This window comes from Marinobacter sp. (assembly GCF_040882185.1).
Taxonomy (GTDB): Bacteria; Pseudomonadota; Gammaproteobacteria; order Pseudomonadales; family Oleiphilaceae; genus Marinobacter.
Genome location: NZ_JBBEBW010000026.1, coordinates 58,098 through 79,419 on the forward strand (window position 1 = coordinate 58,098; position 21,322 = coordinate 79,419).

The following is a 21,322-nucleotide window of genomic DNA, read 5'->3' on the forward strand; positions in this document are numbered from 1 at the left end:
TTCTGGGATATTGGCCATGCAGGCGCGAGGCATAATGGTTTTAGTGCTGCTGGCAGCGGGCTTTCTGGGGGGCTGTGGGCAGAAAGGTCCGCTCTACCGGGATGGGCCGGTTGAGGCGCCGCCCGCCGCAGTAGAGCCTGGTGTTGACAGGCCAGCTGACAACGAGGGGGCGCCCGGGTAGCCGCACTTCAGTTTGGCCTGCGTCGAGCCACGCTCTCCCAATTTTTTACAGGAAACCCGATGGACCACTTTATTTACCGTGACGGCCAGCTGTACGCCGAAGACGTGCCCGTTGCCGACATCGCTGAGCGTTTTGGCACACCTGCCTACGTTTACTCGCGAGCTACTCTGGAGCGTCATTACCGGGCGTATGATGAGGCGCTTTCGGGCCGGCCCCATTTAGTTTGTTACGCGGTCAAAGCCAATAGTAATCTGGCGGTTCTGAATGTGCTGGCACGGTTAGGTGCCGGTTTCGATATTGTCTCTGCGGGTGAGCTGGAGCGCGTTCTTCGAGCTGGCGGCAATCCCGCTCGGGTGGTGTTTTCAGGCGTCGGCAAACAACCCTGGGAAATGCGCCGGGCGCTTGAGGTGGGTGTCCGCTGCTTTAACGTGGAATCGGACACTGAACTGGACCGATTAAACGACATCGCCGGTCAGTTGGGGGTGCGGGCACCGGTCTCACTGCGGGTGAACCCCGACGTGGATGCGGGCACTCATCCTTACATTTCGACTGGTTTGAAAGAGAACAAATTCGGCATCGATATCGACGAAGCGCCTGCTGTCTATGCACGGGCTGCGTCGCTGCCCAATCTTGAGGTGGTAGGGGTGGATTGCCATATTGGCTCTCAACTGACCACGGTTACGCCGTTTCTGGATGCCCTGGACCGCGTATTGGCGCTGATCGACCGGCTTGCAGCTGAGGGCATTGTCATCCGGCATCTGGATATGGGTGGTGGCCTGGGGGTTACCTATAATGACGAAGCCCCGCCTCAGCCCGCTGATTATGTGACCGCGTTGAGCGAGCGCCTGGGTGATCGAACTCTTGAACTCATCATGGAGCCAGGCCGCTCCATTGCCGCCAACGCAGGAATTCTGCTGACCCGGGTAGAGTTCCTCAAATGTACAGCACATCGGAATTTTGCCATTATCGACGCCGCCATGAATGACTTGATCCGACCTGCGCTCTACAGTGCCTGGCAGGCTATTGTGCCAGCCTCTCCCCACGACGATGTGGAAGAGAAAATCTGGGATCTGGTCGGCCCGGTTTGCGAAACCGGTGATTTTCTGGGTAAGGATCGGCCTTTGCGGCTGGCAGCGGGTGATCTGCTTGCGGTTCGCTCTGCTGGTGCCTATGGTTTTGTCATGAGTTCTAACTACAACACCCGTAATCGCCCCCCTGAGCTGATGGTGGATGGCGACCAGGTACATGTTGTCCGGAAGCGTGAAACGCTGGACGATCAACTGCATCTCGAAGCCAGTCTGCCGGAATGAGCGATGCCGAGATGAGTGATTCGCGTCGCGGGCAGGGGCCCCTCTTAAGCTTCACCAAGATGCACGGTCTTGGCAATGATTTTGTGGTGGTCGATGCCATCAGCCAGCCCTTTCGCATGCATCCGGAGATGATTCGCAGCCTGGCAGACCGGCATTTTGGTGTAGGCTTTGACCAATTGCTGGTGGTGGAGCCGCCGGGGCTCCCGGATGTGGATTTCCGCTACCGCATTTTTAACGCTGATGGTTCTGAGGTGGAACAGTGTGGTAATGGAGCCCGTTGTTTTGCCCGTTTCGTCAGGGACCAGCGGCTGACTAATAAAAAATTGATCCGGGTTCAGACGGCCGGAGGTGTGCTCGAACTGCGCGTCGGCCGGAATGGCTGGGTCACCGTCAACATGGGGATACCAGAACTCAATCCGCCAGCCATTCCTTTTGCCGCCGATTCGCGACAGGCGAGTTACCCCATTGACGTTGCGGGTATCTCCTATCAGCTCTGCGCGGTCTCGATGGGCAACCCTCACGGCGTGCTGTTGGTGCCGGATGTGGATACTGCTCCGGTCTTTACGCTGGGTCCGGCTTTGGAAAATCACCCCCGGTTCCCGGCCCGGGCCAATATCGGGTTCTTACAGATCGTCGACCGTACCCACGCCCGCCTTCGCGTATTCGAGCGCGGTTCCGGTGAAACACTTGCCTGTGGCAGCGGCGCCTGTGCGGCGGTGGTGGCGGGCAGCCTACTGGGCTTGTTGGATTCGCGGGTGGATGTGGCCCTTCCGGGTGGCCACCTGGTCATTGAATGGCAGGGTGAGGGTGCCGCTGTTATGATGGAAGGGCCGACTGCCCGGATATACGATGGCCAGATCCGGCTGCCCGGAGAGTCTGTTGCCAGGCGAGGGCGCAGACCACCCCGAGCTGGTCAGACTTCTCGATAATCGCAGGCAATCGAGTTTGCGCAACTGCCCCTGCCAGAAAGCTGGGGATTGAAGGAGAACAGCATGACAGAACCAACGGCCCACCAGAAGGCCGAGGCCCTGACTCAGGAACAGGTGGCGGACTATTTGCGTTCGAATCCTGACTTCTTTATAGAGCAGGACGAATTGCTGCGGAGTCTGACTTTGCCCCACGACAGTGGTCGGGCAATTTCACTGGTTGAACGCCAGGTGCACCTGTTTCGTGAGCAGCGGGACACGCTACGTCACGAATTGGTAGAGCTGGTATCGATCGCCCGCCACAATGATCGGCTGTTTGAAAAGAGCAAACGCCTGCTGATGCTGATCATTGAAGCGCGCTCCCTGAACGATATGGCGGCTGCCATTGACGACAGCATCCGGGGTGATTTCGGGCTGGACGCGTCTTCTGTCATTCTGTTTACCAATGCCACTTTACCTACCAGTCCTGAAGGTGCCTTGCAGGTGGTTGCGCCGGACGTGGCTCACAAACGCCTCGGCAACCTGCTGGACGGCCAGCGCGCAGTCTGCGGCCAGTTCAGGGATAGCGAACGTGCGTTCCTGTTTCCCGACCGGGATGAACCCATTGCGTCCGTTGCCCTCGTGCCTTTGCGTACCGATAAACTCATGGGTGTTTTTGCTGTGGGAAGCCGCCAGTCAGGGTATTTTGACGAGAGTATGGGATCACTTTTCCTGACCTACATCAGCGACACGCTCAGCCGCTTGTTGCCGCCGATCCTGCAACGACACACCTCCATAGAGCCAGTCACAGATATTGTTGCTGAGTCCCGTTAATGGGGGTCGGGTCTGGTACTGATAGCTCCCGGATAGCGGGTGAGTGCCAGTCTCCAGACCCATTGCCAGCTTCCCTGAACGATCCGTTAAAGCAGTTTATTGAGCACCTTTCTTCCGAGCGTCGTCAGGCGCTGCAGACCTGCCGCAACTATGAACGGGACATCCTCCGACTGGCCCGCTATCTCCATGGGCAACAGCTCGTCAATTGGTCGGAATTGGATGTCGCAAGGCTTCGGCGTTATGTGGCCGAGCTTAGTCGGGCTGGTCTCGGCGGTCGCAGTATTGCCCGCCACCTGTCTTCCATTCGGCGTCTTTATGATTATCTGTTGCGAGAAAAAAAAGTCCGTGACAATCCGGCGTTGGGCGTACGAGCGCCCAAATCTGCCAGACGGCTGCCCGGGGTGGCTGATGTCGACCAGGTAAACCATCTGTTGAACGCGGAGTCCGACGACCTTCTGGAAGTCCGCGATCACGCCATGTTCGAGTTGATGTACTCGTCCGGATTACGCTTGTCGGAGCTGGTGGGGCTGGATTGCGGTGCGATTGATATGCGCTCAGGCGAGGTGCGGGTACTGGGTAAAGGTGGCAAGGAGCGCGTTTTACCGGTTGGCCAACAGGCGCTGAAAGCCCTCCAGGACTGGCTTGGTTTGCGGAACAGCCTCGCCTCGGAGGGCCAGCCAGCAATGTTTGTCAGTCAACGCGGAGGGCGCATCAGTACCCGTTCGGTGCAGGTCCGCCTGCGGCGCTGGGGTATAACGAAAGGCGCGGATCAACGGTTCTATCCCCACCTGCTGAGACATTCGTTTGCCAGCCATTTACTGGAATCCAGTGGTGATCTGCGCGCGGTTCAGGAACTTCTCGGGCACGCAGACATTGCCACGACTCAGATTTACACCCATCTTGATTTCCAGCATCTGGCCAAGGTGTACGACCAGAGTCACCCCAGAGCTCATCGTCGCTCAATGCGCCAAAATGAGGACGATTAGGGGTTACGGCTTGAAGGTGGAACCTCCGGCCAACTGGGTTTGGCAAGAGAAAGCGGTGGCGCGGAAGAGTCGGTGCCGGGGTTTTCGGGCTGAGCTCTAATGGCGTAGTTGAGCGTCCAGTTCGTCGATGATTTCGGCCCAATCCGAATCTGCCGCGATGCCCTCAATGAGGAATCGTGCCTGAGACTCGTTCCAGAATGGGGCGTCGGGCAGTTTTATTGATGGCCCCAGTGGTGAGTGTTCAGCGATGAACTGTTCTATGCTGGCGCTATCTGCGGGCAGACCTAGTTGTTCGAACAGCGTGGTGAACGTATGTTGACTGGTATCCATAATAAATGCTCCCTGACTATTGTGTGCTTTCAAAATCACCTGCAAGTAGTCGGACAGGCAAAGTGATGTGGTTTGTTACTCACTGTAACCAAAGTGCCGGAGATAACCAATGATCTTGCGCCTGATGGTGGTGCTTTTCGGCCTGCTGTGGGCCCTTTTATCCATCCCTGTCAACGCTGATCCTCCGGTTGAGTCGCCCTCACCGGTGCTGGGCAGTGAGGATCTTGCCTGGCTTTTGGAGCAACCCGGATTTTCCATCGGCGTTCGTCCTGCGCAAGTGCCCCTGGCGTTCATGACGGCGGACGAAACCCTTGCAGGCACTTATATCGATTACCTGAAAGTGCTCGGCGATAAACTTGATAAATCGTTAGAGCTGGTGGCCGGCACCGGGGCTGAACTGGAGTCACGGCTTTTTCGGGACGAACTCAGTGCCGTTATCGTGACCCGGGCTCCCGGGCAGGCGCTGGCGGAAGGTTTGCGTGCGACAGAGCCACTGATGAGTCTGACTTATGGTCTTTTTGTGGATGCCGGTGATGCCAGTATCCGCAAATTGTCTGACCTGGAAGGGCGGCGGCTGGCCCTGGTGGGTGATGACAGCAATCAATATCTGCTGCTGGAATCAGTCGAATCGTTCACGCCAGTACCGGTTCGGAATGTGAGTGAAGCTGTCAGCGCAATCTTGGCTGGTGAAGCTGATGCCTTTCTCGGTCCGGTGCCGGTGGTCGCAGATTACCTGCAAGCAGCGCTGATCAACGGTATCGGTGTCGCCACGTTGCTCAGTGATACTCCGGTGGACGTGGTGTTGGCGGTCCCGGAAGACCGGTCACAATATTATCGCGTCTTCGACCAGGCGGTAAAATCGATAAGCCATAATGAACATCGAACAGTGCGTCAGGCCTGGTTGCCCTTTCGCGTCCCGGAGGCCGGTATTGAGTCCAGTATTCAGCTCACCGGTGCGGAACTTGACTGGTTGAAGCGCAACCCGGATCTGAAAGTGGCATTCCGGACGGACTGGCCACCGTTCGAATTTCGGCAGGACGATGAACTTCGTGGCCTGGTTCCGGACCTCGTGAGTCGACTGGAGGCCCAGTTGGGGACCACTTTTGACCATCAGACTATGGAGAATTGGCACATGGCAGAGGCTGCCCTTCGGGACGGCGAAATTGACATCCTGCCAGCGCTACCGCGCACCCCTAGACGTGAAGGGGAGTTTCTGTTCAGCCGACCTTATTTAAGCGTACCTATTGCGTTGGTTATCCGGGACGATGGTCGTTTCATTGGCGATCTTCGGGAACTTCGTGAGGAACGGGTTGGAGCCGTCCGACAGCAGGCGAGTCATGAGTATCTGCTGATTAACCACCCGGAGCTCAATCTGTATCCGGTGAATTCGATGCAGGAAGGTTTGCTGGCGCTGTCCAACGGTGAACTCGACGTCATGCTGACCCATATCCCGGGTGTCAGCTATACTGTCGCCCGACTTGGGCTTTCCAATCTCCGTATTACCAGTATCACGCCCTACCAATATGAACTCCGGCTCGCGGTTCGCAAGGACCGACCCGATTTGATACGCATCATCAACAAAGCGCTGGGTAGTCTGGACAGTGTCGAAACAGATGCCATATACAATCGCTGGATCAACCTTGATGTAGAGCAGGAGCCTGACTACACGGCTGTCAGGCGAGTAATTCTGATCGCACTGGTAGTGGTGCTGATCTTCCTGTATTGGAATCGCAAGTTATCGCGGGAAGTCGATGAGCGCATCCGCTCCGAAAATGCGCTGAGACGCAGTGAAGACGATCTGAGAGCGGCCAAGCTGGAAGCAGAGCGGCTGGCCCAGGAAGCGGATAGCGCTAACAGGGCAAAGAGCGAATTCCTCGCCAACATGTCCCACGAAATCCGCACCCCGATGAACGCCGTTATTGGCTACAGTGACTTACTGAGCAACAGCGTAACAGATGCAAAACATCGTCATTATCTGGATGCCATTCGAGCGGGCAGCCGCAGCTTGCTGATGCTTATTAACGATATTCTTGACCTGTCGCGCATTGAGGCGGGGAAAATGCGACTCGAATTTGCGCCATTGGCGGTCAAGCGTCTGCTTGACGATGTGCGGCACATTTTTGATTTGAGAGCCCGTGAACAGGGTATTGATCTCGTGGTTACAGTGGCGGCGGATATGCCGCCCGCCATGGTGCTGGATGAAACCCGTATCCGCCAGGTTCTGTTCAACCTTGTTGGCAATGCGATCAAGTTTACCCACGAGGGTCGCGTTGAGGTAATGGCCAAGGCCCGTGCCGAGCAGCCCCAGCCTGGTGAGGGCATTCGTTACGAACTGATGATCATCGTGGCTGATACCGGTATAGGCATCGCCGTTGATCAGCAAGAGCGTATTTTCGATGCTTTTGAGCAACAGGAAGGTCAGAGTAGCCGGAAATATGGTGGCACCGGTCTTGGCCTTGCCATCAGCCGCAAGCTTGCGAGCATGATGGGTGGTGAGCTGACCGTGGTGAGTGAGTCCGGGAAGGGCTCAACGTTTACACTTCGGTTGCCCGGCGTTAAAGCCACCAAAGCGATTGCGGGGCCGGACGCCGAGCCGGACATGGCCGAGCGACCGATGATTGAAACGCTGGATATGCAGGAGCGGGGCTGGCTTCATGACCAGCTCTCCCGGGATTTCGGTGATGAGTGGAAAGCGGTCAGGGAAAGCGGAGACCCGGAACAGATGCGGGATTTCGCCAATCGATTGGTGCAATGGGGCCAACGTTATCGTTCGGTGTTGGTCACCCAGTACGGTGAAAAACTGCTATCTGATGTGGATGCCTTCAATCTTGATGCGGTAAACCGTGCGCTCGAAGCATTTCCAGGATTACTCGGGCAGGGGCCGGACCTTGCATGAGGCAAGCTCAGAGGCAGTCGTACTGCGAAGACTTGTCGAATGCGACTGCCACCATGTCATAGCCGCTATCAGAGAGTGACTGGATCAGATTACGGTCGCGCAGAAGCGCCATGCAGATCTCGTGAACGCTGGCCAAAAGCTGCTGCTGAGGAGGTGTACTCTGGAATCGGAAGTCGACAATAAGGTACTTGCGGTCTACTCGGGAAGTAGCCGGGATGTCGATGCGTTCAACACTGTCAAACCCGATGTAGGCTGGCTGCTGCTGAGGAAACACTCCATTCATAACCACGTCGATATTATCCGCTTGGGCGGAGGGTGCCGCCAGAGTTGACAGCAGGATGGTGAGGGTTGCAAAAAGTCTGATACTCATAGCGACGGCATTCTCTGCGTTCAAAACGCGTAACGTAAAGTAAAAATTTGTTACTGAGGATTATTGCAGAGTCTATCTATTAGTGCGCGGGGCACAGTGCTCATTTTTCAATTGTTTGCAGAATCACTTTATCGCACCGTAAAGCTTCGGCGTTTCTGTCAGCAGACAGATCAACTATGATGAACGTTAAGCGCTGGAGCTGAGAGGAAAACGCCATGTTTCAACTGATTTTTAAAGGGGAGTGTGCGCCGGGCACGAATCTGGATGCCGCCCGGACGAACGCGCGTGCACTGTTCAAAGCATCATTGGAGCAGGTCGACCGCATGTTTAGCGGCCAACCGGTGGTTATTCGCAACAAGCTGGATGAGCCTCACGCCCAAAAGTATCGCGCGGTTCTGCGCAAGCACGGTATGGTCGCATACGTGGAGCCCATGGCAGGCGCCCCTGCTGCAAAACCAGAATCTTCCGGTAAAGCTCACTTTGACCCGGCCCAGCCCCGGACTGAGTCGTCGGTCTCGAACGCTGACTCCCGACCAGTTGAACGGTCAGCTGGCGATGTCGCCGGGCTCTCCACAGAGCCAGGTGACAGGCTCCCGGTGGCTGGCAAAAAAGTGGATGATATCCTGGCGGGTTCTGCACTTACCCTTGACCCGGTTGGTGTCACACTGATGACCCACAAGGAGGTTGAGCCGCCGATGTTTCAACACCTTGATGACTGGACGCTGGCGCCGCCAGGCTCTGAACTGGGTGTTAAGCGAGATTTACCACCGCCCGTAGTACCTGACGTCTCGCATCTGTCGTTGCAGGACGAGAACCAGAAAGAGCATTGATGCTCAAGGGCGGGCGGCCGCTTCGGCTGTCCGTCCCCCGTTAGCCAAATTTGTTTGCCCCGCCTGGAGAATCCCAGCGTGACCGTGCTGATACGTGTAGTTCTGCTTGCCCTGATAGCGTCTGTCAGTGGCCATGTTCCGTTTACTTTTGCCCAGACCCCGGCCCACTCTGTGCCATCGCGGCCCGTAGTAGCTCTTGTGCTGAGCGGCGGTGGTGCGAAAGGCGTAGCCCATGTAGGCGTGTTAAGGGTGCTGGAGGAAATCCGCGTGCCGGTGGATATAGTGGTGGGCACCAGTGCCGGGGCGGCTGTGGGGGCAATGTATTCGCTGGGTATGCCAGTGGATGAGATCGAGCAACGCATGGTGAATATGAACTGGCTCGATAGCTTCCGGGATAGCACAGGCCGTGAGTTCAAACCGGTACGAAGGAAAAGCGAAGACTGGCGGTACCCGATTGACCTGGGGCTAGGTATTCGGCTTGACGGAATCCATCTCGGTCGCGGTCTCATCAGTGGTCAGAATCTGGGTTTTATCCTTAATGAACTGACCCGCGAAGCCGCACTGGTGCGGGATTTTGATCAGCTACCCATCCCCTTTAGAGCGGTCGCGACGGATCTTGAAACCGGTGATGAGGTTGTCATTGGTGATGGCAGTCTCTCTGAAGCGATTCGTGCCAGCATGAGTATTCCCGGGGTTTACGCGCCGCTGGAGCGGGACGGTATGCTACTGGTGGACGGTGGCGTGGCGAACAATATACCCATCAGTGTGGCCCAGGAAATGGGCGCTGATATCGTCATAGCCGTCGATATCAGCGATTCCCTCAGCGAGGGTAAGGGCCTGACCGAGGCATTTAACGTGGTCGGGCAACTGACCACACTGGTGACCCGCGCAAATGTTGATGCCCAGCTCGAACGGCTCACCGATAGCGATGTTCTTATCCGACCGGATCTCGGGGAGCTTACCTCAGCAGATTTTTTTCAGACCCCCCTGATTATAGAGGTTGGCGCCACAGCCGCCCGTAATAAGGCAGGCGAACTTTACCCTTTACAGGTTGATGAGCAGCTATGGCAGGCATACAGAGAAAAACGCAGTCGGCGCCAGTTCAGTGCGGACAATATTGCGGATGTACGCGTCAATATGGATTCAAAACTGTCCTCACGGTTTCTGAGGTCACGCATCCGGCAGCAGAGTAACGAGCCTCTGGATGTGCCCCAGCTCGAGTCCGACCTCAAACGCATCTATGGCCTGGGCTACTACGAAACCGTCACCTACAGCCTGACGCCGTCGGAAACAGGAACCGTTCTCGATATTCAGGTGGAAGAAAAAAGTTGGGGGCCGAATTACCTCAGTTTCGGCTTGGGCTATGAAGACAATTTTAATAGTGACACCCGCTTTAATGTGTCCGCCGCCCTTCAAATGACCGAGCTAAACGCGCTCGGTGGCGAGTGGAATACCGGGCTGCAATTAGGTACCGAGCCACGAGTGCGCTCCGAGTGGTTCCAGCCACTGGATTACGGATATCGGCGGTTTATGTTAACGGGGACCGAGTATCAGCGGGACACGTTCAGTGTTTTTGATGATGCTGGCGAGCGCATCGCTGAAGTCGACGTCACTCAGCGTCAGGTCGACCTTTCGTTCGGGATGGAACTGGGTACCAACGGGGAAATACGGGGTGGCGTACAACGGGGTTATTCCACTGTGGATGAGCAGGTGGGCCAGGCCAATATCGCCGACGAACGTCTGGATCTCGGCGGCTGGAATCTGAGGTTTGTTCATGATTCCCTCAACGATCCTTTCCTACCCAATGAGGGGCTGTTTTTTGGTCTCAAAGGCCGTTTCGAGCGTCCTGATATGGGCTCCGACAGCGACTTCGACCGCACCACCTTCATGGCGGTGGGCACGGCGAGCTGGCGGGATTTCGTGATTATGGGTCAGGCCTATGCGGATGTGGTAACCCGGGGCGAGGCAGGCGTCGATAATTTTGTCAGCCTCGGAGGTTTTCGGCGGCTTTCGGCTTACGCCAGGGGCGAAATCAGTGGCCCCGACGCAGCCTTGTTGTCAGTTTACGGCTACCGGACCTTTGGTGGACCTTTTGTGCCGTTCTTCGCGGGTGCGGGATTTGAAACCGGAAATGCGTTTCCGGATATCCGGGACGCGCGTTGGCCAAATTTATTGCGATCTTATAGCCTGTTTGCAGGTATCGATACCTTCATGGGACCGGTACAGCTGGCAACGGCCTATAACAATGAGGACCGCTGGACGGCCTACCTTAATATCGGATTTTCCTTCGAGCGGTTATTCGACTGAACCTCATTTATCAGACCGGTGACACGATAATCAACCGCGGATGTTCGCAATCTCCGCTCAACGGGCGACGTAATAAGGCTTTGTATTCATCGCCTTTGCTGGCTTGCTCGGGAACTGGATGAAAAGCCACTTCGTCGCCCGGAAAAAACTGCCACGTGCCTTCGGCGACACCTTGTTTTTGCGCTATGCCGGTCAATGTGGCAACGCCCCGGGTCTGGCTCCAGGCGCAGGGTCTTGCCGGTTCCGGCATTTTGGTTCGACTCGCCGGTGGCGCAGGCGCAGGTGCTGGTTCTCGCTGGGGCTCTGGTTCAGATTCTTCCGTCACCTCGGGTGTGGACGGATCGGGAATAATGATCAGCGGTGCCTTCCCTGGCGGACTGCTGGCACAGGCGCTCAGTAATACGACGAAGGACGACAGGCCCAGAGCCCGCAGGGTACCTTTATTGACCCGCATCACGGGCCGTCGCCGAGTTCTTCGGAGCGTTCAGCACCTGCTCACATTGCTGCTTCGCCATGGCAGTTTCATAGATGCGCTGGCCGGAAGTCAACTGGCCGAAAGCGATCAAGTTCTCAATGTGGCGGGCGACTTGTTCAGTCAGGGTCTCACGGGGCTTGAAGGCAGTCATGGTGGTTCCGGTGGCAACAACATGGTGAGCGCTCATCCTCTCACATTCTGCCCTCCCGGAAAACGGTCAGAGCAGCGGCGCCGCCAGGCGGACGGCCCGGCAACCAAGGCGAAACAGCAGGGGCTGATCCTGATAATCTTGCTCGGTCATTCGTCTACAACTACGCAAATCCTCCGTAAGCATCGACTCGACGTCTCTGACGAACTCGGCAGCCGTGACAAGAGCGGTCACTTCGAAGTTCAGGCGCATTGAACGGTTATCCAGATTGGCCGTACTGATGGCAGCGTAGCGGTTGTCTACCAACACCACCTTCTGGTGCATAAAGCCGGGCTCATACTGATAGATGCCGATACCTGCCCGGCTGGCCTGCACGAGGTAGGAATAGGCCGCCATCCGAATCAATTTATGATCGGATTTTTCCGGAATCATGATTCTGACATCCACGCCCCGCAATGCCGCCAGTTGGAGAGCATTGATGATCTGAAAGTCCGGCACAAAATAAGGAGATGCAATCCATAACCGCTGGCGGGCATTATTGATGCAGTTGAGAAAAAACAATGTGCAGGTTTCGTAGGTATCGGCTGGACCACTCGGGATAACGAGGACTTCCTGGTCGCCGGGGGGTGGTTCCTGAGCGCGCCAGTTCAAATCGGGCGTCTCGTTGGTCGCCCAGTTCCAGTCTTCCAGCCAGGCCAATTGAAGGCCAATCACTGCTGGTCCATCGATGCGAGAATGAGTGTCCCGCCAGCGGCCTTGATCAACCTCTGTGCCCAGGTATTCATCACCCAGATTGATACCGCCGACAAATCCCGTATGACCATCGCAGATCAGTATTTTGCGATGATTGCGAAAATTGATCTGAAAACGACGGCGGCGGATATTGCCGTCACCAAAGGATGCAACCTGAGCACCGGCTTTGCGAAGCTCTCTCAGATACCCCTTTGACAGCCATGCGCTGCCGATATCGTCGTACAGAAAGTAAACTCTGACGCCCTGCGCCAACTTACGCTTCAGGATAGCTTTGATGCGCTGTCCGATGCGGTCAGAGCGGATAATGTAAAACTCCATCAGAATATAGCGATGAGCGTCTTCCATTGCATCAAACAAAGAATTGAACGTGGCAAGGCCGTCCTTCAGCAGCACGCATTGGTTACCAGCGGTGAAGGGTTGTCTTGCCAGGTTACTAAGGACCTGGAGTTCATCGTTGAAGTGCTCCCGCGCCGGCTGAGGAATCGCAGTGGCCTGCTGCTCGAACTCTTCGACGAAGTGATTGAGAGAGCGGTCGCCGAGGCGCCGGGCGCGAACATAGCCTGAAAACCGGTTGCGGCCGAAAAACAGGAACAGCGGCAGCGCCAGGAAAGGGAACCCTAACAGGCCCACAATCCAGGCGACTGCGCCCTGGGCAGTGCGATAAGTCAGAAGCACACGATAGACGCAGAACAGCGCCAGGCTGTAAATGGCCATCAGCGCCAGGGCGATCAACGATAAGTCAGGCAAAATCATGGCTCCTGGTGCTGGTTTTGAGCCCGGTACTGGGCCGGGGCAACACCGGTCCAGCGCTTGAAGGCCCGGCTAAAGGCGCTCAGCTCCGAAAAACCCAGCAAAAAGGCAATTTCCCCAAGCGCATAGCGATCGCCCGCCACGTAACGAAGCGCCTTGTCCTTGCGGACCTGCTCAACCAGTTCATGGAAGCCCAGACCTTCTTTTTTTAAACGGCGGTACAGGGTTTGCCGGCTCATATGGCACTGCTTTGCCAGCGAGTCGGCATCAATGCGTTCAGTCGCCATTTGCCTGGAAATCATGCGTCGAACCTTACGACTGAAGGCCCGCTGTGTCTGCAGGCGGGCCAGTACGCTGTTAACCTGTTTCAGGACAGCAGAATAAACATAAGGGCTACGACGCGGAATCGGGTGTCTGAGGTAATCACAGTGAAACGCGATACGGGTTGCCGGGGCGCCAAAAGTCACCGGGCAGCCCAGAATACGCTCATACTCGCCGGTGTAGCCAGGTTCCGGATGTGCCAGCTCAGCCCATTCGATGACAAATGCCGGATGGATAAAGTGTCGGGTACGGCTCAACGCTGCCGAGAGTGTTCTGTCCATGTCCTGACGGCAATAGTGGGCATTGGAATCTGCCTGCCACGTCAGCAGAACCTGGTCTCCTATCTGCTCGAGGCTGAGCCGGACCGATTCGTTGATCAGTCGATGTAGCCGGACATACTGGGTTACCGCTTCACCGAGTGTATCGCAATTGAAAAATACATGGCCCACCAGGCCCATACGTTCAGGATCGACCACCTCGCCTGCGTGCAAGCCGACGGCTGGGTCGCCAGTGATGCGCTCGGCGTATGCCCAGAGTTGATAATGGCGGTCCGCAGGGAGTCGCTGGTCAGGGGCTTTGAGATCATCGAGCGAGCATTCCAGGAGCGCTTGTATCTCCGCTACCTCGAGACGACCCAGCTCCCTGAGGTAATGCACCAGCGCCAGGGTTCCGGAGGCGGCAACCTGGGGGTCGGTAGGCGTGGCAGCGGTATCGGTCGGGAGCATCAATGGTTTCCGGTGGGGCGTTATGGTCAAGGTTGTTACAGAATGTCAAGTCTGTGGGACAGCGTGTCAAGGGTTTGTCATCAGCCTAGCGGTACTATTGAGACATTGGAAATAAACCTGATCAAACGTTGGTACTTGGGAGAACAGTTTATGGAAATCGCAATTTTTGTACCGCACAATGACTATGAGAAGAAGAACTGTGAAGCCTTGGCTGAGTATCTCAATAACATCTACTACTGTTAGTAGTTCTGGCTGAAACAGGCAGACAGCCAAGGTTCCAAGCCAAAAGGGTCGCGTAGCGGCCCTTTTTTATTTCTGCCCGAGATCCTACCGCCTCCGTGCATATCTCCCATCGTAAAGACGAATTGGCGCTCGAAGCCCATATCTGTGATCTGAACCACGCCGCTGGCTTATCGACGGGTACTCTATTGAGTTCAATGGTAATGTTACTCGCCACCGGGGCGACCAAAATGACTTGGCGCCCGTTATGTGAGTTAGGCCCGAGGAGTTTGACGTGTTTCCGAATAATACGGTTTTTGATGTTGATGCCGGACTTCTGGATGACGAATTGCTCGCAGGGCAGATGCGGCTGGTTTCCGGGTTGCTTAATGCCGACCGAACGCCTCAAACAGACAGTCGGGCACCGGTTGCCTGGCAGGGGCACGAGGATGCCCTCGCGCTGAAACTGAACCAGTTGATGGAAGAAATGCGATTGCGTGGGCAGGGTGTTCCGGGCAATGTACCGGTAACGGACGAGGCGATCCTGTGGCCGACTCTGAATGCTGGCGCGCTGGCTGCGCAGCTCGACTATCTGGTAGCGCGTGTAGCGCAGGATCAGCGCGGGCGGATTCGTTTACCAAAAAACGACCACGAACTTTGGGCAACCTACAAATACAGTGTGCTGGCGAGAAACACCAAAGCCTACACGGTGTTCGGCCAGCGTGTTGCAGCGCGAGCCATTGCCGTAGATCACCTGTGGCTCAGCATGGTCAGTGCAAGTAGAGTTGCGCCCGCGAAAGGGGGTCTGAAGAACTCCTATCAGCATATGTGGGGTTACGTGTCCGGACATTCAAAGCTCAGCCCACAGACTGAGGACCTGGCCAGCCTGGCATTCGATATCCAGACATTGGCTGTAAACCATCAGGTTTCGTATCTTATGAATTCCACCGCGCTTGGAGAACTCCGGGCCTGGTTATGATGATCAATATCGGGAGCAAAGCATGAACGTTGAATTGAACCACCGTATTACCGGCGCAGGCAATCCCCTGATCCTGCTGCACGGTCTGTTTGGCTCACTGGAAAATCTGGGTGGGGCCGCTCAACGGTTGCAGGATGAATGGCAGATTCATGCCCTGGATCTGCGAAATCACGGTAAATCACCGCATACGGCCAGCATGGATTATGCTGCCATGGCTGATGACGTGGTCGCTTACATGGACGCTCAGGGCCTTGATCGCGCTGCTTTATTGGGACACTCCATGGGCGGTAAGACTGCGATGCAAGTCGCCCTTGCCCATCCCGAGCGAGTAGACCATCTGATCGTTGCGGATATTTCGCCAGTCGACTACAAACCCCGCCACGATGCCATTCTTGAAGGCATGCGAAATCTTGATCTCAGTCAGATTACCAGCCGTCAGCAGGCAGATAAGGCGCTGAATGAATTTGTGGAGATACTGGGAGTCCGGCAGTTCCTGCTGAAGAATCTGGTTCGTATTCCGGAGGAAGCGCGGGAGCACAGCGCTGGCGCGCAATTTCGCTGGCGCCTCAACTTGCCGGTTATCGAAGCCTGCTATCCCGCGCTGGCGGAAGCACCCTCAGCCAGCGGACCGTTCGAGGGCCCCACGCTATTTCTCAAGGGCGCAGATTCCGCTTACATTCAGGACAAGCATCGCGATCAGATCAGCAAACTGTTCCCCAAGTCCGAGGTGCAGGTGATCGAAGGTACCGGCCACTGGCTGCACGCTGAAAAAGCCGAGACATTCGCAACTTTGTGCCGTCGGTTTTTAACGTAAAGGCGCTACCTATACTTTGGTTCACTTCACAACGACCGCGTGGGTAGGCTAACGTTGAGAACCATTTCGGGGCCTGGAGCCAATGAGTAATGAGTGTTAACGAGACCGCCGATATAGCCTGGGATCGCCCCGATCCTTTCACGTTAACGTTTGATGTGACCCCTGAGGATACCGATCGACTCGGGCATGCCAACAACGTGGTTTATGTGCGCTGGCTGGAGGATATTAGCTGGGCTCATATCGAGCATTTGGGTATGACCTGGGAACGCCACGAGGCCACCGGCAAAGCCATGGCTATTACCCGCACTGAAATTGACTACCTGGCAGCCGCCAATACCGGGGATCGTCTCATGATGGCGACCTGGCTGGTCAGTTTTGATGGCCGTTTTCGTTCATCACGGCAGTTCCAACTGGTCCGTCTGTCTGATCGTAAGGTGTTGGCGCGAGCGATGTCCTACCATGCTTGCGTGGATCTCAGAACCCAGCGTCCTGCCAGGGTGCCAAAAGAATATGGCGAAATTCTTGGCGGTGCTGTGATTACCGATGGACTCGTATCTGACTGAGTTTGTCCCACCCATTATTGGGCACTGCTGGCCACTATTTCTGCTAATCTGAAGGTTCAAGCCTTGAACACGTTCGATTGATTACCGTTAAACAACGAACCTGGAGAAGCTGACGTGAAAACTGCCATGAGACGAGTCGTGTTTGATCAGTTCGGTGAGGTCGATGTTCTGCGCCTTGATACTGCGGGTTCAAACCCGCAGCCAGGGGTAGACGAAGTCTGTGTCAGGGTCAGCGGGGCGGGTCTGAATCCGATTGACTGGAAGACCCGTCGTGGTCTGGGCTTTGCAGCCAAACAGATCGAAGATCAGTTGCCCTGGACGCCCGGCTACGATGTCGCTGGTGAAGTGGTGTCAGTGGGTGAGCAAGTCACCACTCTTGCCCCGGGTGACCGGGTAATGGGCATGGTAGGTTTTCCGGTGAGAGGCGGAGGCTACGCTGACTACGTGTTGGCAAAAAGCGACGAACTGGCCATTGTGCCGGAAGAGCTCGATCTGGTGTCGGCCGGAGCGCTGCCACTGGCAGCGCTCACCGCCTGGCAGGCGTTGTTTGAAGTGGCTGATCTGGCGCCCGGCCAGAAGATTCTCATCCATGCTGGCGCAGGCGGGGTCGGCCATTTTGCAGTGCAGTTTGCCAGGGTCCGCGGAGCTCATGTCATTGCGACAGCCTCCTCTGACAACCGGGATTTTCTGGCGGAGTTGGGCGTTCATGAAGTGATTGATTATCACACGACGGACTTCACCGAGGAATGCTATGGCCTTGATGTGGTATTGGATCTGGTCGGCGGTGATACTGGCAAACGCTCCCTCCATACGCTCAGTGAGCACGGGGTATTGGTAACGATTCCCACCGCATCGGCGGACGATATTATTACCGCTGCTGAGGGCCTCGGCCTGCGAGCCCACGGCATGGTGGTGCGGTCTGATGTTTTTCATCTGGACGAAATTGCGGAGCTTATTGAGGACGGCGATGTCCGGGTCCACGTCGACCGCGTATTTCCGATCTCCGAAGTTGCTGAAGCCCATCGGCTTCTGGAAGCTGGCCATGTCAGGGGCAAGCTGGTGCTGGATTGCCGGGATCCGGACTGAGTTCAGCCCATACTGCCAGCAATGTTCGAATGGGTTGTCAGTGTCAGGCCGGGGTGGGCGCCGGGTCATGGAGCTCGCCGCTGTCTTTTTCCTTGCGTTCCTTCGGAGGCTGGGGCGGCACCAGACTGATCAGTTTCCAGCCCTTGTTCAGTTTCAGCTCAGAGTCCGCCGTGACGGCATGGATATGCTCCTTCAGATCGATAGTGAACAGGGGCAGCGCCTGCTGATCATACTGTTTCTGAAAGTCCTCGTAGGTGAAGGCTTCGCTCAAATGCGTGGTTTTCACGGTGTAGCCCTTGCTCGACAGACTGGCCAGTTTGGCGTAGCTGATATCTCCGAATAGCCCCCGTGTTTGCTGAATTTTCTCTGCGGTCTGATGCCTGGATTTCTGGTCGTGGTCGCCTTCTGACAGGCTGTAAACGCATCCGCCCCCAAACCAGTCAAGGAAGTGATAGGACGCCAGGGAATTCATTTGCTTATAGGGTGAGATAACCAGCAGATTGCCGATGCCGGTGAGATCCAGATGGGTAGACGCATGTTCCGACACGGGATTGCCGAAATAAACCTGCAAGTTCTCCATACGGGCCAGCCGGACGTTTTCCCAGTTGGTGTCGGTCAATACCACTGGAACCTCCAGTTTTTTCAATACGGTACCGATCTGACGGGCAACCTGATTCGCACCCAGGATCAGGAAGCCATAGTCTGCGGGCTCCGCTACTTTGAGTAGCCGCGCGATGGGGCGTGCCGTCAGACTTTGAATGGTGACAGTGGTGATAATCAGCATGAAGACCAGCGGTACCAGCATGCTGGCGCTCTCATACCCCAGGCTCTGTAGCTGAAAGGCAAAAAGCGCAGAAACCGCAGCCGCCACAATACCCCGTGGGGCGACCCAGCTCAGAAACAGTTTGTCGCGCCAGGTCAGGGTGGTACCAATGGCAGAAAGGAAGATGCTGAGCGGTCGGGCAACCAGAATCAGCACAACGAGCACGGTTACCAGGCCCCAGCCCAGGTCTGCTATAGCAGAAAATTCAATGCGGGCGGCCAGAATAATAAACAGCGCCGAGATAAGTAGTACGCTCAAGGATTCCTTGAATTCGAGAATGCTCTCGATAGGAACCTGCTTCATATTGGCCATCCAGATACCCATAACGGTGACTGTTAGCAGCCCTGACTCGTGGGCCATCTCGTTGGATAACGCATAAGCACCGAGCATGAACGTCAGTGTGCCGGCGTTGTGCAGGTATTGGGGAATCAGGTGCTTGCGGAGCACGATGCCGTTCAGCCAGCCCGCTGCGGCCCCCATCAGGAAACCAATGGCAATGGTTTTGCCAAAGATTAACAGGGAATGTCCGAATACATTGCCTTGGCCCCAGGAAACAATGCCTTCAAATACCAGCACCGCGAGCAGGGCGCCAACAGGATCAATAATGATGCCCTCCCAACGCAGGATGTTCGCCAGCCGGGCCGCCGGTTTGACAGATCGTAACAGCGGCGCAATTACGGTGGGCCCGGTTACAATTGAAATTGCACCGAACAACAGCGCGACCTCAAGGGAGATATCAAGAGCCCAGTAGGAAACCAGCATGCCTATGGCGCCCGTCACGATGGTCCCGACCGGAATCAGGTTGCGGACCATTTTGCCGTGGCCCCTGATTTCCTCGTATCTCAGGGTCAGGCTGCCTTCAAAAAGAATGATGGCCACCGCGAGTGAAATCACCGGGAACAGCAGATCACCAAATACTTGCTGGGGATCAAGCCAGTTGAATACCGGACCAGCTGCGATGCCACCTGCCAGCAGGAACAGAATCGCCGGTACTCTTAAGCGCCAGGCGAGCCATTGGCAAAAAAGTGAAAGTATGCCGATGCTGGCAAGAAGAAGGGCGATGCTCGCTGACATAAAGGGTTCAGTTCCGTTGAGGTGATGGAATGACGTTGGCCGGGCTCTGGGTTGGCGCTTTTCGGGCAATCCTGTTGATCAGACGGGAGGCGGCAATAAACCCGAAGCTGGCGGTAACCGGGCTGGCTGCGCCAAAGCCGGTGGCGCAATCGAGCCTCACAGGGCCATTGGCAACAGGTTTTTGCAGGCACACCTCACCATCGCCTGCAGGATACGTGAGCTGTTCCAGCGAATATACAGCTTCAATACCAAACCGGCGTTTCGGATTGCGGGAGAAGCCATACTCCCGTCGCAGCAGGTTACGTACCTTGGCTAACAGGGGGTCCTGGGTGGTACGGCTCAGGTCGGCAACCTGGATCTGGGTCGGATCCAGTTGGCCGCCAGCTCCTCCCGCACAGATCAGGGGAATTTTCCGGCGTTGGCAGTGAGCGATCAACGCAGCTTTGGCTTTGACACTGTCAATGGCATCCACCACTCCACTTAGTTCACCGGTAATTAGTTCCGAGGTGTTCTTCGGGGTCAAAAAACCAAAATGGATACGAATATCGGCGTGAGGATTGATGGCCCTCAGGCGTTCGGCCATGACGTCAGTTTTGGTCTTCCCATATTGCCCATCAAGGGCATGGGACTGTCGGTTGGTGTTGGAGACGCACACGTCGTCCATATCAATCAACGTCAGACGGCCGATACCAGTGCGTGCAAGTGCCTCTGCTGCCCAGGAACCAACGCCACCAAGCCCGACAATCGCCACGTGTGCTTCACGGAAAGCGCCGGTAGCTTGGCGACCGTATAGACGTTCGATGCCACCAAACCGGAAGGCGTAATCATCCTGGGTCATACAATACCCCGTGTGCGGTCAGAGAATGGGCGAAGCGCAATTGTACCGGAGAAGTCGCAGGTTGGCAGCGGAGGGCATTCGATGGTTCATGTTTTGGATTGATCAGAACGGAACAGGAGGCATAAAAAAGCCCGGACTGACACCGGACTTTTCTGTTCAGAGCCGCTTCACCGGATAAACGGGTTCAGCATGCGAGTAAAGGTTCCCGTCAGTCTGACCGGTGCACTGAGCACCGACAAGGTTATGCAGTCATCCCCTTCAAGGGCCACTGGCTTGTGTTCATCATGCTGATTCAACACTACAAAATCCCACTGATTGAAAACGCCTTTCTTGTCCGAAAAAGCGCCTTGCAGGACAATGGTTGTCTCCTCACCACGGTGGGTGTGCGCCAGCGCTTTGCCACCGGCCGTCAGCTTCTGCAGCACCACCTGATCCGACTGGTCAGGGAATCGGTCGCTGATATCCAACACACTCAAATCACCCAACTGGCGCTTCCAGGGCAGGGCGTTCAAATCAGCCCCCAACAGTTTTTCGAGCGGGCCGAGGCGTCGCTTGAGAGCTGTCGGGGAGTGCTGAACGGTAGGTTCACTGTCGATACGGGCGAGTATGGAGTCAAACATCGAGCCTGAAACTGTCACCTGCGGTTGCTGCTCCATCATCACTGCGCCGAGACTGTCGAGCATATCGACACGACTGCGACAATGTGAACATTGATCCAGGTGCAACCGAATGCACAGGGCATGGGGCTCTGTCAGGTTGCCGGCACTGAACTCCATGAGAGTCAGGCTGTCAGGGTGGTGCTGGG

General features: G+C 56.1%; 21 protein-coding genes. 12 read left to right on the top strand and 9 right to left on the bottom strand.

The window, feature by feature from the left end; genetic code table 11:
• The first annotated feature begins 34 nt into the window (after positions 1 to 34).
• The 5 genes from WEB64_RS14065 (at position 35) to xerC (ending at position 4,216) form a co-directional block, all read left to right on the top strand.
• Positions 35 to 181, top strand: a complete 147-nt coding sequence (locus tag WEB64_RS14065; protein WP_368060973.1) for a lipoprotein — start codon at positions 35 to 37, stop codon at positions 179 to 181.
• 59 nt (positions 182 to 240) lie between these two features.
• Positions 241 to 1,491: a diaminopimelate decarboxylase gene (gene lysA / locus WEB64_RS14070; RefSeq protein ID WP_368060975.1), complete on the top strand. Its 1,251-nt coding sequence runs from the start codon at positions 241 to 243 to the stop codon at positions 1,489 to 1,491.
• An 11-nt stretch (positions 1,492 to 1,502) separates the two neighbouring features.
• The gene (gene dapF / locus WEB64_RS14075) at positions 1,503 to 2,420 is read left to right on the top strand and encodes a diaminopimelate epimerase (protein WP_368060977.1); all 918 of its coding nucleotides are present in this window, start codon (positions 1,503 to 1,505) and stop codon (positions 2,418 to 2,420) included.
• Between the two features lie 63 nt (positions 2,421 to 2,483).
• The gene (locus tag WEB64_RS14080; RefSeq protein WP_368060979.1) at positions 2,484 to 3,230 is read left to right on the top strand and encodes a DUF484 family protein; all 747 of its coding nucleotides are present in this window, start codon (positions 2,484 to 2,486) and stop codon (positions 3,228 to 3,230) included.
• Positions 3,230 to 4,216, top strand: a complete 987-nt coding sequence (xerC, locus tag WEB64_RS14085; protein WP_368060980.1) for a tyrosine recombinase XerC — start codon at positions 3,230 to 3,232, stop codon at positions 4,214 to 4,216. The genes WEB64_RS14080 and xerC overlap by 1 nt, the downstream gene beginning before the upstream one ends.
• A 96-nt stretch (positions 4,217 to 4,312) precedes the next feature.
• On the opposite strand, the gene WEB64_RS14090 is transcribed toward xerC, so the two are convergent.
• Positions 4,313 to 4,546 carry a DUF2789 domain-containing protein gene (locus tag WEB64_RS14090; protein WP_368060982.1) on the bottom strand — a complete coding sequence of 78 codons (234 nt, stop codon included), beginning with the start codon at positions 4,544 to 4,546 and terminating at the stop codon, positions 4,313 to 4,315.
• 109 nt (positions 4,547 to 4,655) lie between these two features.
• Between WEB64_RS14090 and WEB64_RS14095 the strand changes: the two genes are divergently transcribed.
• Positions 4,656 to 7,442 carry a transporter substrate-binding domain-containing protein gene (locus WEB64_RS14095; protein ID WP_368060983.1) on the top strand — a complete coding sequence of 929 codons (2,787 nt, stop codon included), beginning with the start codon at positions 4,656 to 4,658 and terminating at the stop codon, positions 7,440 to 7,442.
• Positions 7,443 to 7,449: 7 nt separating this feature from the next.
• Here the strand turns inward: WEB64_RS14095 and WEB64_RS14100 are convergent, their stop codons facing one another.
• Positions 7,450 to 7,812, bottom strand: a complete 363-nt coding sequence (locus tag WEB64_RS14100) for a hypothetical protein (RefSeq protein ID WP_368060985.1) — start codon at positions 7,810 to 7,812, stop codon at positions 7,450 to 7,452.
• Between the two features lie 215 nt (positions 7,813 to 8,027).
• Here WEB64_RS14100 and WEB64_RS14105 point away from each other — a divergent pair, with 215 nt between their 5' ends.
• Together WEB64_RS14105 and WEB64_RS14110 are read left to right on the top strand one after the other, a co-directional pair.
• Positions 8,028 to 8,642 (top strand): hypothetical protein, encoded by a 615-nt coding sequence (locus tag WEB64_RS14105; protein WP_368060987.1) that lies wholly within the window; start codon positions 8,028 to 8,030, stop codon positions 8,640 to 8,642.
• Between the two features lie 78 nt (positions 8,643 to 8,720).
• A complete protein-coding gene (locus WEB64_RS14110) occupies positions 8,721 to 10,949 on the top strand; it encodes a patatin-like phospholipase family protein (protein ID WP_368060989.1) in 2,229 nt (742 codons plus the stop codon).
• 10 nt (positions 10,950 to 10,959) lie between these two features.
• Here the strand turns inward: WEB64_RS14110 and WEB64_RS14115 are convergent, their stop codons facing one another.
• Genes WEB64_RS14115 through WEB64_RS14130 form a run of 4 tightly spaced genes read right to left on the bottom strand, consistent with a single transcriptional unit; the run spans position 10,960 to position 14,121 of the window.
• Positions 10,960 to 11,403 carry a hypothetical protein gene (locus tag WEB64_RS14115; protein WP_368060991.1) on the bottom strand — a complete coding sequence of 148 codons (444 nt, stop codon included), beginning with the start codon at positions 11,401 to 11,403 and terminating at the stop codon, positions 10,960 to 10,962.
• Positions 11,390 to 11,611 (bottom strand): hypothetical protein, encoded by a 222-nt coding sequence (locus WEB64_RS14120; RefSeq protein WP_368060993.1) that lies wholly within the window; start codon positions 11,609 to 11,611, stop codon positions 11,390 to 11,392. Before WEB64_RS14120 ends, WEB64_RS14115 begins: the two co-directional genes overlap by 14 nt.
• 30 nt (positions 11,612 to 11,641) lie before the next feature.
• Positions 11,642 to 13,072, bottom strand: coding sequence for a cardiolipin synthase (cls, locus tag WEB64_RS14125; protein WP_368060995.1), 1,431 nt, complete (start codon positions 13,070 to 13,072; stop codon positions 11,642 to 11,644).
• Positions 13,073 to 13,074: 2 nt separating this feature from the next.
• Positions 13,075 to 14,121: an AraC family transcriptional regulator gene (locus WEB64_RS14130; RefSeq protein WP_368060997.1), complete on the bottom strand. Its 1,047-nt coding sequence runs from the start codon at positions 14,119 to 14,121 to the stop codon at positions 13,075 to 13,077.
• 514 nt (positions 14,122 to 14,635) lie between these two features.
• On the opposite strand from WEB64_RS14130, the gene WEB64_RS14135 reads away from it, so the two are divergent.
• From WEB64_RS14135 to WEB64_RS14150, 4 genes are all read left to right on the top strand, one after another.
• Positions 14,636 to 15,319: a hypothetical protein gene (locus WEB64_RS14135; protein ID WP_368060998.1), complete on the top strand. Its 684-nt coding sequence runs from the start codon at positions 14,636 to 14,638 to the stop codon at positions 15,317 to 15,319.
• 22 nt (positions 15,320 to 15,341) lie between these two features.
• The gene (locus WEB64_RS14140; RefSeq protein ID WP_368060999.1) at positions 15,342 to 16,133 is read left to right on the top strand and encodes an alpha/beta fold hydrolase; all 792 of its coding nucleotides are present in this window, start codon (positions 15,342 to 15,344) and stop codon (positions 16,131 to 16,133) included.
• Positions 16,134 to 16,222: 89 nt separating this feature from the next.
• Positions 16,223 to 16,696, top strand: a complete 474-nt coding sequence (locus WEB64_RS14145) for an acyl-CoA thioesterase (protein WP_368061000.1) — start codon at positions 16,223 to 16,225, stop codon at positions 16,694 to 16,696.
• A gap of 126 nt (positions 16,697 to 16,822) precedes the next feature.
• On the top strand, positions 16,823 to 17,782 hold the full coding sequence (locus tag WEB64_RS14150) for an NADP-dependent oxidoreductase (RefSeq protein WP_368061019.1): 960 nt from the start codon (positions 16,823 to 16,825) through the stop codon (positions 17,780 to 17,782).
• Between the two features lie 43 nt (positions 17,783 to 17,825).
• Here WEB64_RS14150 and WEB64_RS14155 read toward each other — a convergent pair whose 3' ends face one another.
• From WEB64_RS14155 to WEB64_RS14165, 3 genes are all read right to left on the bottom strand, one after another.
• On the bottom strand, positions 17,826 to 19,679 hold the full coding sequence (locus tag WEB64_RS14155; protein WP_368061001.1) for a cation:proton antiporter: 1,854 nt from the start codon (positions 19,677 to 19,679) through the stop codon (positions 17,826 to 17,828).
• Between the two features lie 7 nt (positions 19,680 to 19,686).
• Positions 19,687 to 20,517: a tRNA cyclic N6-threonylcarbamoyladenosine(37) synthase TcdA gene (tcdA, locus tag WEB64_RS14160; protein ID WP_368061002.1), complete on the bottom strand. Its 831-nt coding sequence runs from the start codon at positions 20,515 to 20,517 to the stop codon at positions 19,687 to 19,689.
• Between the two features lie 167 nt (positions 20,518 to 20,684).
• The coding region (locus WEB64_RS14165; protein WP_368065658.1) for a ChrR family anti-sigma-E factor at positions 20,685 to 21,322 on the bottom strand (638 nt) is incomplete at its 5' end.

Bases quoted from the DNA above. Each gene is read 5' to 3' on its own strand.
- WEB64_RS14100 (WP_368060985.1), bottom strand. From the start codon at position 7,812: ATGAGTATCAGACTTTTTGCAACCCTCACCATCCTGCTGTCAACTCTG.
- WEB64_RS14120 (WP_368060993.1), bottom strand. From the start codon at position 11,611: ATGAGCGCTCACCATGTTGTTGCCACCGGAACCACCATGACTGCCTTC.
- WEB64_RS14105 (WP_368060987.1), top strand. From the start codon at position 8,028: ATGTTTCAACTGATTTTTAAAGGGGAGTGTGCGCCGGGCACGAATCTG.
- dapF (WP_368060977.1), top strand. From the start codon at position 1,503: ATGAGTGATTCGCGTCGCGGGCAGGGGCCCCTCTTAAGCTTCACCAAG.
- WEB64_RS14065 (WP_368060973.1), top strand. From the start codon at position 35: ATGGTTTTAGTGCTGCTGGCAGCGGGCTTTCTGGGGGGCTGTGGGCAG.
- WEB64_RS14080 (WP_368060979.1), top strand. From the start codon at position 2,484: ATGACAGAACCAACGGCCCACCAGAAGGCCGAGGCCCTGACTCAGGAA.
- xerC (WP_368060980.1), top strand. From the start codon at position 3,230: ATGGGGGTCGGGTCTGGTACTGATAGCTCCCGGATAGCGGGTGAGTGC.
- WEB64_RS14095 (WP_368060983.1), top strand. From the start codon at position 4,656: ATGATCTTGCGCCTGATGGTGGTGCTTTTCGGCCTGCTGTGGGCCCTT.
- WEB64_RS14150 (WP_368061019.1), top strand. From the start codon at position 16,823: ATGAGACGAGTCGTGTTTGATCAGTTCGGTGAGGTCGATGTTCTGCGC.
- WEB64_RS14130 (WP_368060997.1), bottom strand. From the start codon at position 14,121: ATGCTCCCGACCGATACCGCTGCCACGCCTACCGACCCCCAGGTTGCC.
- WEB64_RS14090 (WP_368060982.1), bottom strand. From the start codon at position 4,546: ATGGATACCAGTCAACATACGTTCACCACGCTGTTCGAACAACTAGGT.
- WEB64_RS14145 (WP_368061000.1), top strand. From the start codon at position 16,223: ATGAGTGTTAACGAGACCGCCGATATAGCCTGGGATCGCCCCGATCCT.
- lysA (WP_368060975.1), top strand. From the start codon at position 241: ATGGACCACTTTATTTACCGTGACGGCCAGCTGTACGCCGAAGACGTG.
- WEB64_RS14115 (WP_368060991.1), bottom strand. From the start codon at position 11,403: ATGCGGGTCAATAAAGGTACCCTGCGGGCTCTGGGCCTGTCGTCCTTC.
- WEB64_RS14140 (WP_368060999.1), top strand. From the start codon at position 15,342: ATGAACGTTGAATTGAACCACCGTATTACCGGCGCAGGCAATCCCCTG.
- tcdA (WP_368061002.1), bottom strand. From the start codon at position 20,517: ATGACCCAGGATGATTACGCCTTCCGGTTTGGTGGCATCGAACGTCTA.
- WEB64_RS14155 (WP_368061001.1), bottom strand. From the start codon at position 19,679: ATGTCAGCGAGCATCGCCCTTCTTCTTGCCAGCATCGGCATACTTTCA.